Source organism: Ramlibacter sp. 2FC (assembly GCF_005503345.1).
In the GTDB taxonomy this organism is placed as follows: Bacteria; Pseudomonadota; Gammaproteobacteria; order Burkholderiales; family Burkholderiaceae_C; genus SCMQ01.
Genome location: NZ_SCMM01000001.1, coordinates 82,541 through 95,885 on the forward strand (window position 1 = coordinate 82,541; position 13,345 = coordinate 95,885).

The window sequence follows — 13,345 nt, forward strand, 5'->3', positions numbered from 1 at the left end:
CCACCGATGAAGTTGCCGCCCCTGCACCTTGCCGCCGCCGAAGGCGATCTCGAGGCTGTCAAGACGTTGATCGCCGCCGGCGCGGAGATCGACCTGCAGGACCACTTGGGCCGCACGGCGCTGTACCACGCTGTCTGCGGCAGCCGCGCGCTCGTCATCCAGCTGCTGGCGGCTGGCGCAAACGGGAAAATCAAAGACCACGACGGGCGCACCACCACCGGAGAGATGCGCGGAGCCTTCTTCAAAGACGAACTCGATTCCATCCTTTTGGAGCCCCGCGAGCTGGCTAGCCAGCGCCTGGCGCAGCGCGTCGCATCTGCACTCGACGGTGCCACCGCGCCCCCGGAAAGGCCGCCAGCAGCCCTCTGAGGCCATTCTCGCCCTACTGGAGCCCATATCTCGCCACCACCAGCGACAGCGTCATCCGGCGACAGCGACTGGCTTTTTGCGTCGCAAATGCACTACATTGCAGGCATGAAGACCGCGACCCTTCCAGCCATTCGTGTCGAGCCCGAGCTGCGGGACAAGCTCGAATCGGTGCTCCACGAGGGTGAAACGCTATCGAGTTTCATCGAGACCACGCTGCGCAGCGCGATTGAATACCGCGCCGTCCAGAACCACTTCCATGCGCGTGGCCAGCGCTCGAAGGAGCTCTACGAGGCCACGGGCGTCTCCTACACGACTGATGAAGTCATCGATCGGCTGCTGGCCAAGACGCAGCGGCGGAGGGAGAAAATACTCGGCAAGGGCAAATGACCTTTGCCGTCGAATGGAGCGAAACGGCGGAGGAAGACCTCGATCGCCTGCACGAGTACCGGCTGGAGCGTGCTCGCATCGCAGAGGATTTCGATCTAGCCAGCCGGGCGCTCGAGGCCATACGAGTGACCGCCCAAGGCGTTCTTGCGCGCACCCCCTACAGCTGCCGCAAGGCCGGCCGCGATCCGCTGTGGCGCGAGGTGGTGATGCCTTTCGGCAGCACCGGCTACATTGCCCTGTTCGAGATCCTGCTTGCCAAGGAGGTCGTGATGGTGCACGCCGTGCGGCACCAGCTCGAAGAGGACTACCGCTGAGCAAAGGCATGACGGTCGACTACTTCCTCATCGACGCGCCCGGTAAGGTGCCGGCGGAATTCTCCGCGTGGGAAACCGCTCGCCAGCGGCACCACGAGATCTTCCTGAAGGCGGTCGACGCGTGGACGCCTGAGCTGGAAGCCCAACGGGACCCGGCCGAGTACCTGACCCTGTACTACGGCGCACAGAGCACCCTGCGGGCGATGTCTAAGGTGCATACCGAGGCGATCCGCAATAAGTTTCTCGATGGGCTCGCCGGCTGGTACACGAGTGAGGAGCGTCGTCATTCCGTCGGCATGCCTTCGAGCGTCCGGGCGGCGCTCAGCAGCCCTTTCAGCAGCTTGTCGGCGACCTTCTGCGAAAATCCCTGCGGCAGCTCTGCTTGCGCCTGCGCCACGACCTCTGGCGTCCGCGAGATGATCTCTTGCAGCAACGGCTCGGCGTCTTCTCCGTAGCCGACCTTCTTGGCCGTGCTATTGAAGTGCCGACGCTGGATGTTGTGCACGTGATAGTGCCGATTCTTTCCCAGCAGCGCCATGGCGAGCTTGAGGTCCTGCAAAGCCCACTGATTCGGCCCGTCGCCGATGACGGGGTAGGCAGACATCACGTCATACATCGGCGTGAGGCGGAACCGCCCGGACGCGCCGGGCTGCAGCTGGATGCTGAAGTTCTTGGCGTGGCCGTCCGGCGCCCGCAGCATCCAGAACAGGATTTGCGAAGCCATGAGGGTTCGCAGGTCGCGCTCGACCTCCATCGATTGCTGCGTCAGCGTGAACAGCCGCTCAAGACCCGGGCCGCCTTGATTCTCGTACTTCACGAGCGGCGATGTGCCGGTGGCTTGGCAGAAGTCTTCCTGTATGAGTCGAAGCAAGCGGGTGCCGTCGCGGGAGACCGTGCGGTCGAAGCGTTCGACGACGAGCACTCGCTGCTTGCCAAACGTGGCGATCTGGGCTTCTGCCGTCGGCAGGCCGTATGCCTTGAGCAGGCGAAGGCACAACCACTCGTTGTCCACCGAAGTGCTGAAGTCCGCCTTTTTGCCGCCGACCAAGCCGATCGGCAGCTTGAAGATGTGCGTGGTGGGCGTCGCGCCGCGCGGCTTCATCCACTTGCCGTCCCACCACAGGAAGGCGTCCTTCTCCTGTGCGCCGGCCAGCGAGATCCGGAAGTCGTCGTCAGGGTCCTTTGTACCGGCAAAGCGCTCCGGGGCTACGACTTCGAGCAGGTGGCGCTCGATGGCTTCTTCGTCCACGAGGACACCGTCGATGCTGTCGACGCCGGTAGGCTCCTGTCCTTCCGGCAGCAGTTGCAGTGCGCCCACGCAGTCGCGTCCAATCGCCGCCAGCAGGTCGAAGGCTTCGATGGACCCCGTCTTGAAGCGAGCTGCAACGCGCTTGCGGATGGCGTCGCTGTCAGGAAGCAGGCCTTCAAAGTAGTGGGCGACGTGGTCGCCTTTCAACGGTTCGTTGGCCAGGTTGATGGGCAGCGACAGTGAGATTGGCCGCCCTCGTGCAGAGGCGACCCACCCCGGGTCGTATTGCAGCTGCATGTCGCCACGGGTCGGAACGGTCCAGCGTCCCACGTGATCGCCATTGGCCCAGAGTTCGAGTGTCTGACTGTGCGATCGGCGCCCCATCTACCACTCCGCCTTATCCGTCGAGTCGGGGCTCTCGCGCTCGGCCAGTCGCAGCTCGAGACCGATGGCCGCGCACCAGCCCAACAGCTGCTTGAAACTCAGCTCGTCCGGGTGCTGCTCCAAATGGGAGACACGGTTTTGGCTCAGGCCCAGCCTGCCCGCTACCTGCGCCTGCGTGATCTTGCGGCGCTTGCGTGCGGCCTTCAGCAGCTGACCGAGCTGCAGTGCGGTGACCAGACTTTGAGAGGAGGGCGGAGAGGGCGTCATGAATTCATCCGAAAAACGGATATTGGCAATATATCCGAAATTCGGATATATTTCAAGTAGCTGAATTTCAGATGTTCGGCGAATATCCGAAACACGGATGAGAACGCCCAGCCGAGCATTCCGCCGCCGGAGAAAACCGTCGGCGCGAGCAGTTGCTCGTCGCAATCGTTAGCTCGCCTCGACACCCGCCGGACTCTTCATCCGGGGGCGCAGGCTGCAGATCGCAACGGGACCGTGCTTATCGTGCAGGTCCCGTGAGCGCTTGCCGCTCAGCCGACTCTCACGTCACCGTCGGTGTGCGAGGCATCAACGTCGCCGCGAAGACAAAGGCACGATACCCACCGGCCGGGTACGATCTGGCCCCATGATCCTGAACTCCGAAGTCCCTGCTGCCTGTCAAGCTGCGTGACCAGGTGGTCATCCTCAGTCGCTCCACGTGGGCACCCGCCGGGGCAGCGCGGCACGCAAGAACACCTCGCGAGAGGCCCGCAGCTCCTTGTCAATGCCGCCCCAGCAGCGGCAGGGCCGCTTTGTCCGCGAGGTTCGTCGCACGAAGGTGTCAAACCTCGGACAGGGAGATGCTTGCTCTTACTTCTTCTTGCCCACTGCTGCCTTGAACGTCGCGCCCGGGGTGAACTTGGGCACGGTGGTCGCCGCGATCTTGAGGGCTTCGCCGGTGCGGGGGTTCTTGCCCTTGCGCGCCGCGCGCTTGAGCGCCTTGAACGTGCCGAAGCCCACCAGGGTCACGTCCTGCTTCTTGGCCACCGTGGTGGTGATGGTCTCCAGCAGCGCGTCCAGCGCGCGGCCGGCGGCGGCCTTGGACATATCGGTCTTGGCGACCAGGGCTTCGATCAGTTCGGACTTGTTCATGGCTTTCAGTATGGGCCTGCAAAATTGCAGCCGCAGATTTTGCTACATCCGGATCGCCCTTCGCTTGATCGAACCGCGCCAGGGCCATGGGGCGCATCGCCGCTGCAGTCGAAGACGCGCTTGCATGGGCCGGAATTGCCGCCTGTCAGCATCTGATAGTAGGATGCGCCGAATGAGTTCATTTGCCAACGCCCTCAAACAAGAAATCGCCCGCGTCGCGCGCAAAGAGATGAAGGATGAGATCCTTGCACTCAGGAAAGCGACCACCGCGCATCGCTCCGAGATCGCGTCGCTCAAGCGCGAGCTGCAATCGCTCGCCTCGCTGCTCAGGCAGGCGCAGCGCGCCGTGAAGACGGCCGCGGCGTCGGCCGAGCCTCGGGAGGCCGCGCCATCCTCGCGCCCCATGAGGTTCAGCGCCGACAAACTCGCCACGCACCGCGCCCATCTGGGCGTCTCGCAGGCGCAGATGGCCAAGCTGCTCGGCGCCTCCGCGCTCTCCGTCTACAAGTGGGAATCGGGCAAGGTCCAGCCGCGCGCCGCGCAGTTGGAGAAAATCGCCACGGTCCTCAAGATGGGCAAGCGGCAGGCTGCAGCGCAACTCGAGGGGTGAATTGACGCAACTGGCACCACGGATGTGATCGATCATGACGTTCCGCGACCAAGCGTTTCCACCCGGTGCCGCCGTTCTCTGTCAAGAAGACCGGCTGTTCGTCTATACGCGGGAACGGCCGTCACCGGCCCTTCGAGTGAGCCAGCCCAGCGGCAGTTCAAGGCTGTTTGCAGTCACTCAACGCGCGACATCCAGTCGACAACTTTCGGCCTTTGTATGGGCGCGTACCACGCACGACACCTTGTTGCCCGTCCCGATCGACGCTCCATGTCCACCCGCTTGGCCACTGCTCCTCTCCGCTGCGCATTGACCACGACAATGGCCGATTCAGGGTGCAGAGGCGCGACTTCTCAAATGCTCAACCAACTGCCGAATCGCGGTGGATTGTCCGAGGTCCATTCGGGTGATGATGACGTACTGCCTATGGGCCCATTCGTCAGACAACGGCACAAACACTAGGGAGCCTGCCTTGGCGTGCCCCACAACTCCCTCCAGGGGCAGCACTGCCGCACCCAGTCGGGCGGATACAAAACGGATCGCTGCGTCAAGGCTGGAAACCTCAATGCGGTAGGACAACGTTCGCGAGAGTCTGGCCGCTTCACGCCTGAGCATTGTGTCCAGCGTTCCCCCGGGGGCGACGACGATACTTATTTGGTCTATCACTTCTTCGAATCGAACCGAGCCCCTTGTTGCCAATGTGTGCTCAGGAGGCACGGCGAGGCACAGGTGATCACGTCGGTATGGCTCTACCAAGAAGTCACTCAAGTCAGTGGAACCCCACAGGATGCCGACTTCGGCGGCGCCTTCGCGTACTACCCGCACCACTTGCGGACTGCTCCTTTCATCCACCGACAAACCAAACCCTGGGGATGCGTCAAGAAAAGTGCCCAGGTCTTCTGCAAGGTTCCCAGCAAGTACAGCAGGAGCAGCGACCACACGAACATGACTGTGCACCCCGCTGCCAAAGTCGCTCAAATCGGAGCGCAAACGGTCCATGGCCCGAAGCACTTCGCGCGCCTGCCTCAGCATGGTCTGGCCTGCAGCAGTCGGCTTGATGCCTCGGCGACCTCTAACCAAGAGAGGCGTCCCAATGTCGTCTTCGACCGCAGCAATGCGTCGACTTACAGCTGACGCGACGATGGCCTCACGATCGGCCGCGCGAGCGATATTGCCCTCCTCGCAGACCGCGATAAAGAGCCGCAAAGTAACGATGTCAATGTCGTGTGCCATGCCGATGGAGCACGTTACAGGTGCCGAAATAGTGCTTTATAACAAATTAAAGCACGCCTAAAGTCGGTTCTGGCAATACGAGGGGCGTCAAGGTGGCGTCAGCTCACTTCCGCCAACCAACCATTCGGAGACAAAGATGACAGAAAAAGGAAAAGCCTCGTTCTTGACGATCCAGACGACGCGACGCAAAGCCTTGGCCACCGTGGCTTCGGTGATCGCAATTGGGTCGGTTACGAGCGGGTTGGCCTTGGCGCAAACGCCGGCCAACAAATTTCCAACCAAGACGGTCACACTCGTCGTACCCTACTCTGCCGGCGGTGGCACTGACGTCGTCGGCCGATTGATAGCGCAACGATTGTCCGATCTTTGGGGTCAATCGGTGGTGGTGGACAACCGCACAGGGGCCAACGGCGCGATCGGCTCCAACTTTGTCGCGCGTTCGCCCGCGGATGGCCATACGCTGCTTCTTGTCGTCGGATCGCATGCGGTCAACCCGGTGCTGATGAAGAACCTGCCCTACGACACGGACAAGGCTTTCACGCCCATCACCAACATCGCGAGTTCGCCGTCGGTGCTGGTCGTACAGGCCAACGGACCGTACAAGACATTGCCGGACGTGCTCGCGGCTGCCCGCAAGGAGCAATTGGGCGTCGGCTACTCGGAAGGCCAGACGCGCCTGACGGGCGAGATGATCAAGCAGGCAGGCAAGCTGCAGACCGTGGGCGTGCCATACAAGGGCGGCGCGCCGATGATCGTCGACATCATCGGCGGCCATCTGCCAATGGGCGTGACGAGCGTGGTCAGCGCACTGCCCCATGTGCGTTCGGGTGCTTTGCGCGTCCTAGGCGTGGCAGACACCAAGCGCATGGCTTTGTTCCCCGATGCGATGACGTTCAAGGAAGCCGGGCTCGACGGCGTCGAATCGCTCAATTGGTACGGACTCTTCGGCCCTGCCGGCGTGTCGGCGGCAATCGTCGAGCAGATCAACCAGGACCTGAAAAAGGTCGCGGCAGACCCGGCCGTGATGAAGCAGATCGAGAGCCAGGGCGCAAACATGATCGTGACGCCGCCCAACGAGTTCCGTGGCTTCCTGGCTTCGGAACTCAAGAAGTGGATGCTGGTAGCGAAACGCAGCGGCATCACCGCCGAATAACAGGTGCGCCGGAGCGGCGAAGATCACCGGATTTCAATTGCACGGGCCTTGGACAGGTCCCCCTCTCGTTCGCTTCGCATTAGGAGAATCGATGTCCATATTTCAACAGAAGAGAGCGCGGCTAGCCGATCGCCTGCGCCAGAACGACCTGCTGTTAGCACCTGGCATATTCGAGATGATCTCGGCAAGGATTGCCGATCGGCTCGGCTTCGACTGCCTGTACATGACGGGATACGGCGTCGTCGCCTCCTACCTTGGGCTCCCCGACGCCGGATTGGCGACATACAGCGACATGGTGAACCGCGTCGCACAGTTTGCGCAGGTGACGGAGACACCGTTCATCGCGGACGGGGATACGGGATACGGCGGGCTCCTCAATGTGCAGCATGCGGTGCGCGGCTACGAGGCCGCTGGCGCATGCGGCATCCAGATCGAAGACCAGGAGTTCCCCAAGAAGTGCGGGCACATGCTGGGCCGGCGCGTCATTTCAAGCGAAGACATGGTTGCGAAGCTTCGTGTCGCCGCCGATAGCCGCACTGATCCGAACTTCCTCATCGTCGCGCGCACCGACGCGCGTACGACGAACGGCCTGGATGACGCACTGCGCCGGGGCGAGGCTTACCTGAAGGCTGGGGCCGATGTGCTGTTCATCGAATCACCGGAAACCGTCGAAGAGATGGAACGGATCGGCGCTGCTTTCCGCGGCGTGCCGCTCCTGGCCAACATGGTCGAGGGCGGACGAACGCCGCTTCTCGATCGCCCCACGCTGCAGGCGATCGGTTACCGCATCGCGATCTATCCTGCATTGGGGTTTCTTGCCGCTGCGGCTGCCTGCGAGCAGGCCTTCGCCGGATTGAAGGCGAACGGCTCAAGCGCTGCACTGACCGTTCCCCTGTACGACTTCAAGAAGATGAGCGCGCTGATGGGGTTCGACTGGGTCGGGGAGTTCGATCGCAAGTACCGCGGAATGGACGACACGGCAAGCGGCGTCCAGTAAGCAACGCGAAGCCCCCTGGCCCTTCGGGGCAAGGAGTGCTTGAGTCGTAAACCCCTCTTCGGAGAAAAGCAATGGCACAGGAAAATTCACTCCCCCTGGGCATCGCGCCGCAAGGCGGTATGTCGCATGTGCAGGGCGTCAACGACGTGCCGCTCTCGAACGCTACCATACCCGCGCTTCTTAGCGATGCAGTGTCGCGCTTTGCGAGCCGGCCAGCCGTGGTCTTCCTGGAACAGGGTGTGCGATGGACTTGGCTGCAGTTCAGTGATGAAGTAGATCGGTTCGCCGCCGGCCTTGCCGCGCTCGGCCTGCAGCGAGGTGACCGCCTGGGCATTTGGTCCCCCAATCGCGTTGAGTGGCTTGTCACGCAGTTCGCGACCGCACGCATCGGTGTGATCCTGGTCAACATCAATCCGGCATACCGGGTTCACGAGTTGGAGTACGCGCTCAATGCGTCGAGCTGCGTCGCCCTTGTTTCCGCCGAGCAGCTGCGCACGTCAAAGTATCTGGAGATGTTGCAGTCACTGGCTCCGGAGCTCGCGACGTGTGAACCAGGGCACCTGAATGCGAAGCGGCTACCTACGCTGAAGTTAGTGATCCGCATGGGTGAAGAGCGCACGCAGGGCATGTTCGGCTACGACGAGGTATTGGCTCACGGCGTGGCAGCCCTTGATCGAATGGGGCTGGATGCCATCAGTTCCTCGCTAGGCTGCCACGACGCCATCAACATCCAGTTCACGAGCGGTACGACGGGGAACCCGAAGGGCGCAACGCTGACCCACCATAACGTCGTCAACAACGCGCGGTTCGTCGCGCAGGCGATGCGATTCTCCGAATACGACTCCCTGGCGATCCCAGTGCCGCTCTACCATTGCTTCGGCATGGTCCTATCGGTGCTCGCCTGCGTGTCGGTCGGCGCGACGATGGTGTTCCCAGGGGAGGTATTCGACCCTGCGGCTACGCTGGCAGCGGTGTCCGAGGAAAAGTGCACGGCGCTTCATGGGGTGCCGACGATGTTTATCGCCGAACTCGACCATCCAAGATTTGGAGAGTTCGACTTGTCGACGCTACGTACTGGCATCATGGCCGGAGCCCCCTGTCCTATCGAAACCATGAAACGCGTTGTCTCGCAAATGAACATGCGCGAGGTCACGATCGCATATGGCATGACCGAGACTAGCCCTGTCTCCTTTCAAAGCTCGACGAGCGATCCACTGGACCGTCGCGTCTCGACGGTCGGACGCATCCAGCCGCATCTGGACGCAAAAGTCGTCGATGCCCAGAACAACATAGTGGCGGTCGGCCAGACCGGCGAACTGTGGGTGCGCGGTTACTCGGTCATGAAGGGTTACTGGGGAGACGAGGTGCGCACGCGCGAAGCGATTGTCGATGGCTGGATGCGCACTGGCGATCTTGCGACGATCGACGCCGAGGGCTACTGCAACATTGTCGGTCGCGTGAAAGACATGCTGATCCGCGGGGGAGAGAACATTTATCCACGCGAAATAGAGGAGTTTCTTTTCCGTCACTCGAAGGTGCAGTCTGTACAAGTATTTGGGGTACCTGATAAGAAGTACGGTGAGGAAATCTGCGCGTGGATCGTACTTAAACCCGGTGAACAAGCGACCGAGGAAGACATCCGTGCCTTCTGCCGTAACCAGATCGCTCACTACAAGATACCCCGCTATGTCCGGTTCGTCACCGAAATGCCGATGACGATCACTGGTAAAGTGCAGAAGTTCGTCATGCGTGAACTCATGGTCAAAGAGCTGAATCTCCTAGGCTGACGCGCATACTATCCCTACGTCAAGACCTCTGCACGTGAGTTTGGATCGAAGTCCTGTGGACTTGAACGTGTGGATACACGAGGCCTACGGCTGCTTTCGGCTCGGAACCTGCCGTATGCGGTGAACCGCTGAAGGTCTGCTCCCGCTTGCTAACCTGCCGCTCGCACGCCTATGTCCAAGGGCTGCAACGGGCACATCTCGCCCTTCGACGGTCCGTTCTTCGCCGCAGCGTCGTCCGTTGCTTCCTGGCCGGTCGGACCTGTCCAAGGCACGCACCAGTTGTGCGCCAACACCGGTCATTCGGCGCCCAGCCCGCTGAGCCGAGCGCCCGGGGGACCAGAGAAGTCAGGCGGGCTGAGGCTCGAATCGATGGATGCGTCGGAGCTCGGCAGCCATCGCGTCGCGCGCGACCTCGATGTCATGCCGGGTTTGCAGCGCGAGCCACCAGCCGTCGCTCAGGCCGAAGAAACGGCACAGACGCAGGTCGGTGTCGGCCGTGATCGCCCGCTTGCCGGCCACGATGTCGCCGATGCGCTGCGGCGGCACACCGATCTCCTTGGCCAGCCGGTACTTCGTCAGACCCAGCGGCTTGAGAAACTCCTCTTCCAGCATTTCGCCCGGCGTCACCGGAGCGACTTGACGCTTGCCCATGGCGAACTCCTTTCAGTGATAGTCGACGATTTCGACGTCGTGCGCAGCGCCATCGCGCCACACGAAGCACACGCGCCACTGATCGTTGATGCGGATGCTGTGCTGCCCTGCACGGTCGCCAGCCAGCGCCTCCAGCCGATTGCCGGGCGGCACGCGCAGGTCATCGAGCCGGCTGGAGATCTCCAGCTGTTCCAGCTTGCGCAGCGCGGCACGCTCAATGTTGATCCACCGTTTGACGCGACGGCCTTCGAACAGCGCCTTCGTGTCCATGGTGCGAAAGCTTTTGATCGTCACACCGTTAATATTAACGCACTGCATTATTAACGTCAAGCGTTAGTAGTACGCAAGCGCCAGGCTGTGATCACCCCTCCACTCCACTCCCATGAGGAGCTGATCATGGACGCTTCTACCCGTTCAACGCACGAGCCGTGGGACAAGGGCAAGCTCGTCGGCCAGAAGGCCGCCGTTCAAGCTTGAGCACCATGGCGGCCTCGGCTGGCTGGCATTCGCGGTCAGCGAGGCCGCCGTTTTGATCGTTCGGGGTAAGCGGATGGCCGGACCTGTCGCAGCCGGACACGCGCCTCCAGCAGCGTCTGCAGCGAGCAGTCCACCTCGGTCATTCCGACGAACGCGCGTTCGTACTCTGCGGTGATGTCCTTGTCGTTCCCGAAGAGCACTTCATGCGGTGGCCGGTAATGTCCGGCCAGGTAGAGCACGAAGCACTCGACCATCCCTGCGCTGAGGCCGCCCGATTCGTAGATCTGGTCGTGCTGCGCCGGCGCATCAAGCACGATTTCGTGCTGACGGCCGACAAGGGCAAGCCGCACGACGATCAGCTCGTGCTGGCGCTGCCGTACGACGAAGTGCAGGACAAGGCGCAGGTCTGGGAATACACGGTGCTGGTGACCAACGCCCCCTACGAGCTCACGGCCATCGGCCAGCTCTACCGAGACCGCTGCGATTGCGAGAACGGCTTCGACGAGCTCAAGAACCAATGGGGCTGGGGCGGCTTCACGACCCAGGACATGCACCGCAGCCAGATCACCGCGCGGGCGGTGGCGCTGGTCTACAACTGGTGGAGCTGGTACGTGCGCGCGGCCAACCCGCAGGCGCGGCGCGAGGCGCTGACGAGCCGGCCGCTGCTGCTGGCGGCTGTCGGCCGCACCGCCAGTCATGGCGGGCAGACCACGCTGTACCTCACGCCAATGCATGCCGAGGTGGGCCTGATCAAGTCGATGATCGCCAACGTCCATGCGGCCATCCAGCACGTCAAAACAGCTGCGGAGCAGTTGCCCAAGCTCGACCGCTGGCAAGCGCTGCTGGCCTACATCTGCCAGCGCATCGTCGGCCATTTCCCCCTCCCAGCACCGCCACCCGCCCTTGCGGCGCAGGGGTAACTGCGGTTTTTAGGTTGAAAGTCGACACCATCTCTGCGGATGGCCGTGGCACGACGTTCGCGGGCGTGCCCAGCGAGGCCTGGTTCGGCGAAGGTGCCGCGCTGAAGGGCGAGCCGCGCCCGTATGCGGTGGTCGCCATCCGCGACAGCCAGGTCGCGTTCATGCCGCGCGACACCTTCCTCTGGCTGATCGACGAAAGCCGCGCCTTCAGCCGCTGGGTAATCGATCAGCTCAATGCTCGCCTGGGCCACTACGTTGCGCTGGTCGAGAGCTTCCGGCTCCACGACGTGACGGCGCGGGTGGCGTACTGCCTGTCGGAGCTGTTCAACCCGCAGCTCTATCCGGCAACAGACCGGCAGCTCGTGATCTCACAGGAAGAGATCGCTCGCCTATGCGGCCTGTCGAGGCAGAACGTGAACCGGGAACTGCACAAGCTGGAGAAGTCCGGGTTCCTGCGCATCCGGTACGGCGCGATCGATATTGTGGACCTTGAAGGATTGCAGCAGTTTTCCCGGGGCCAATGACCGTCATGTCGCTCGAGGACGCTGGTGCTCCCTCCGCGCAATTCAGGGACTATCATCTGCACGTTGACTGCGGCCGGCGTGCACGCCTCCGCGGCTTCGAGATACGGACCTGACACCTTGAGTTCCAATCCAGTCGTAGCAGCCGGGCGCCGGCAGAAAGTTCAGTCCGCTGAGATGGGCCTCGCCGTGCTGCGCAAGCTGGCCACCATGGGCGGCGCGGCCTCCATCACGGCGCTGGCCGCGCAGTTACAGGAGAATCCCGCGAAGGTTCACCGCTACCTGGCGAGTCTGGTGGAAACCGGGTTCGTCTATCAGGACGCCGATTCATCGCGGTATGTGCTCGGGCCTGAAAGCATCTTCATCGGCCTTGTCGCACAGCGCCAGGCCGAACCCGTGCGGGCCGCGGCGGCAGAGCTGCCGGCGCTGCTGGAAGCGCTTAACGTCACCTGCTTTGTCGCGCTCTTGGGAGAGAACGGTCCGCTGATCGTGCGCTGGGACGACCCTGGCCAGCCCGTCACGGTCAACGTCCGGGTGGGCTCTGTTCTGCCTGTCCTGTGGTCCGCGACAGGGCGGATCTTCGCGGCGTTTGCACCGTCAAAGCGACTGGATGCGCTGATCGAGGAGGAACTGAGATCGCCATCGCCGGAGCAGCGCAAGCAAGTCCGCTCTGCCGCCGCCGCACGGAAGCTCATCGAGGATGTGCGCGATCGCGGCATTGCCGCTGTTGACGGAACCCTGTTGGCCGGGATCAGCGGCTTCGCAGTGCCGGTGCTGGACGTTGCAGGCCGCGCTGTCGCCGTCATCGGGGCGCTTGGGGTTTCGGGCTCCTTTGATGTTTCAGTCGATGGACCCAACGCCCGTGCCCTGAAGGCGGCGGGCGCACGCGCCAGCCAACGCCTGGGATACGGCGCAGGCGCCTCCTGATCCCCGCTTGCGTCCGGCAAGCTGGCGGTCGCATTTCCACTCTTCTCCTTCGCTACCTCCTGCTGGAGCTGACTGCAGCGCTTCGGGGCGGGGGTTCGTTCGTCTTCGGGTTTTCCCTGTGCTTACGCTTTGCGTAATCGACTTACGATAATCGAACCAGCGCAGACCCGATGTTGGGTCGTTTCGGAAACACGCCATGGCGACTTCGCTCAGGTGGCGCGCACTGGTCCAG

General features: G+C 62.6%; 16 protein-coding genes and 1 pseudogene. 10 read left to right on the top strand and 7 right to left on the bottom strand.

The window, feature by feature from the left end; all coding sequences use genetic code 11:
- Positions 1–6 precede the first annotated feature (6 nt).
- The 3 genes from FFS10_RS00410 (at position 7) to FFS10_RS00420 (ending at position 1,070) form a co-directional block, all read left to right on the top strand.
- Positions 7–369: an ankyrin repeat domain-containing protein gene (locus FFS10_RS00410; RefSeq protein ID WP_137890348.1), complete on the top strand. Its 363-nt coding sequence runs from the start codon at positions 7–9 to the stop codon at positions 367–369.
- 105 nt (positions 370–474) lie between these two features.
- Positions 475–756 carry a YlcI/YnfO family protein gene (locus FFS10_RS00415; RefSeq protein WP_137890349.1) on the top strand — a complete coding sequence of 94 codons (282 nt, stop codon included), beginning with the start codon at positions 475–477 and terminating at the stop codon, positions 754–756.
- Positions 753–1,070: a type II toxin-antitoxin system RelE/ParE family toxin gene (locus tag FFS10_RS00420; RefSeq protein WP_137890352.1), complete on the top strand. Its 318-nt coding sequence runs from the start codon at positions 753–755 to the stop codon at positions 1,068–1,070. The genes FFS10_RS00415 and FFS10_RS00420 overlap by 4 nt, the downstream gene beginning before the upstream one ends.
- Before the next feature lie 283 nt (positions 1,071–1,353).
- On the opposite strand, the gene FFS10_RS00425 is transcribed toward FFS10_RS00420, so the two are convergent.
- The 3 genes from FFS10_RS00425 to FFS10_RS00435 all read right to left on the bottom strand — a co-directional run bounded on the left by FFS10_RS00425 (position 1,354) and on the right by FFS10_RS00435 (position 3,840).
- Positions 1,354–2,703, bottom strand: a complete 1,350-nt coding sequence (locus FFS10_RS00425) for a type II toxin-antitoxin system HipA family toxin (RefSeq protein ID WP_137890354.1) — start codon at positions 2,701–2,703, stop codon at positions 1,354–1,356.
- Complete coding sequence (locus tag FFS10_RS00430; protein ID WP_137890615.1) at positions 2,704–2,970, bottom strand: helix-turn-helix domain-containing protein; 267 nt, start codon at positions 2,968–2,970, stop codon at positions 2,704–2,706.
- Between the two features lie 588 nt (positions 2,971–3,558).
- Entirely contained in the window at positions 3,559–3,840 is a 282-nt protein-coding gene (locus FFS10_RS00435) for an HU family DNA-binding protein (protein WP_137890356.1), read from the bottom strand.
- Between the two features lie 172 nt (positions 3,841–4,012).
- On the opposite strand from FFS10_RS00435, the gene FFS10_RS00440 reads away from it, so the two are divergent.
- On the top strand, positions 4,013–4,450 hold the full coding sequence (locus FFS10_RS00440; protein ID WP_137890358.1) for a helix-turn-helix domain-containing protein: 438 nt from the start codon (positions 4,013–4,015) through the stop codon (positions 4,448–4,450).
- A 327-nt stretch (positions 4,451–4,777) separates the two neighbouring features.
- On the opposite strand, the gene FFS10_RS00445 is transcribed toward FFS10_RS00440, so the two are convergent.
- The gene (locus FFS10_RS00445) at positions 4,778–5,680 is read right to left on the bottom strand and encodes a LysR family transcriptional regulator (RefSeq protein WP_137890360.1); all 903 of its coding nucleotides are present in this window, start codon (positions 5,678–5,680) and stop codon (positions 4,778–4,780) included.
- Between the two features lie 136 nt (positions 5,681–5,816).
- Here FFS10_RS00445 and FFS10_RS00450 point away from each other — a divergent pair, with 136 nt between their 5' ends.
- From FFS10_RS00450 to FFS10_RS00460, 3 genes are all read left to right on the top strand, one after another.
- Positions 5,817–6,833, top strand: coding sequence for a tripartite tricarboxylate transporter substrate binding protein (locus FFS10_RS00450; RefSeq protein ID WP_137890362.1), 1,017 nt, complete (start codon positions 5,817–5,819; stop codon positions 6,831–6,833).
- 91 nt (positions 6,834–6,924) lie between these two features.
- A complete protein-coding gene (locus FFS10_RS00455; RefSeq protein ID WP_137890364.1) occupies positions 6,925–7,830 on the top strand; it encodes an isocitrate lyase/PEP mutase family protein in 906 nt (301 codons plus the stop codon).
- A gap of 71 nt (positions 7,831–7,901) precedes the next feature.
- On the top strand, positions 7,902–9,617 hold the full coding sequence (locus FFS10_RS00460; RefSeq protein WP_137890365.1) for an AMP-binding protein: 1,716 nt from the start codon (positions 7,902–7,904) through the stop codon (positions 9,615–9,617).
- 345 nt (positions 9,618–9,962) lie between these two features.
- Here FFS10_RS00460 and FFS10_RS00465 read toward each other — a convergent pair whose 3' ends face one another.
- The 3 genes and pseudogenes from FFS10_RS00465 to FFS10_RS00475 form a co-directional block, all read right to left on the bottom strand.
- Positions 9,963–10,268: a HigA family addiction module antitoxin gene (locus FFS10_RS00465; RefSeq protein ID WP_137890367.1), complete on the bottom strand. Its 306-nt coding sequence runs from the start codon at positions 10,266–10,268 to the stop codon at positions 9,963–9,965.
- A 12-nt stretch (positions 10,269–10,280) separates the two neighbouring features.
- Positions 10,281–10,562 (bottom strand): type II toxin-antitoxin system RelE/ParE family toxin, encoded by a 282-nt coding sequence (locus tag FFS10_RS00470; protein WP_283957562.1) that lies wholly within the window; start codon positions 10,560–10,562, stop codon positions 10,281–10,283.
- A gap of 218 nt (positions 10,563–10,780) precedes the next feature.
- A pseudogene (locus tag FFS10_RS00475) lies at positions 10,781–11,032 on the bottom strand (nucleotidyl transferase AbiEii/AbiGii toxin family protein); the annotation flags it as partial.
- Between the two features lie 3 nt (positions 11,033–11,035).
- Between FFS10_RS00475 and FFS10_RS00480 the strand changes: the two are divergent.
- The 3 genes from FFS10_RS00480 to FFS10_RS00490 all read left to right on the top strand — a co-directional run bounded on the left by FFS10_RS00480 (position 11,036) and on the right by FFS10_RS00490 (position 13,113).
- Positions 11,036–11,665, top strand: a complete 630-nt coding sequence (locus FFS10_RS00480) for a transposase (protein ID WP_249931100.1) — start codon at positions 11,036–11,038, stop codon at positions 11,663–11,665.
- A gap of 14 nt (positions 11,666–11,679) precedes the next feature.
- On the top strand, positions 11,680–12,189 hold the full coding sequence (locus FFS10_RS00485; RefSeq protein ID WP_249931101.1) for a Crp/Fnr family transcriptional regulator: 510 nt from the start codon (positions 11,680–11,682) through the stop codon (positions 12,187–12,189).
- A gap of 174 nt (positions 12,190–12,363) precedes the next feature.
- Positions 12,364–13,113: an IclR family transcriptional regulator gene (locus tag FFS10_RS00490; protein ID WP_137890371.1), complete on the top strand. Its 750-nt coding sequence runs from the start codon at positions 12,364–12,366 to the stop codon at positions 13,111–13,113.
- The last annotated feature ends 232 nt before the right edge of the window (positions 13,114–13,345 follow it).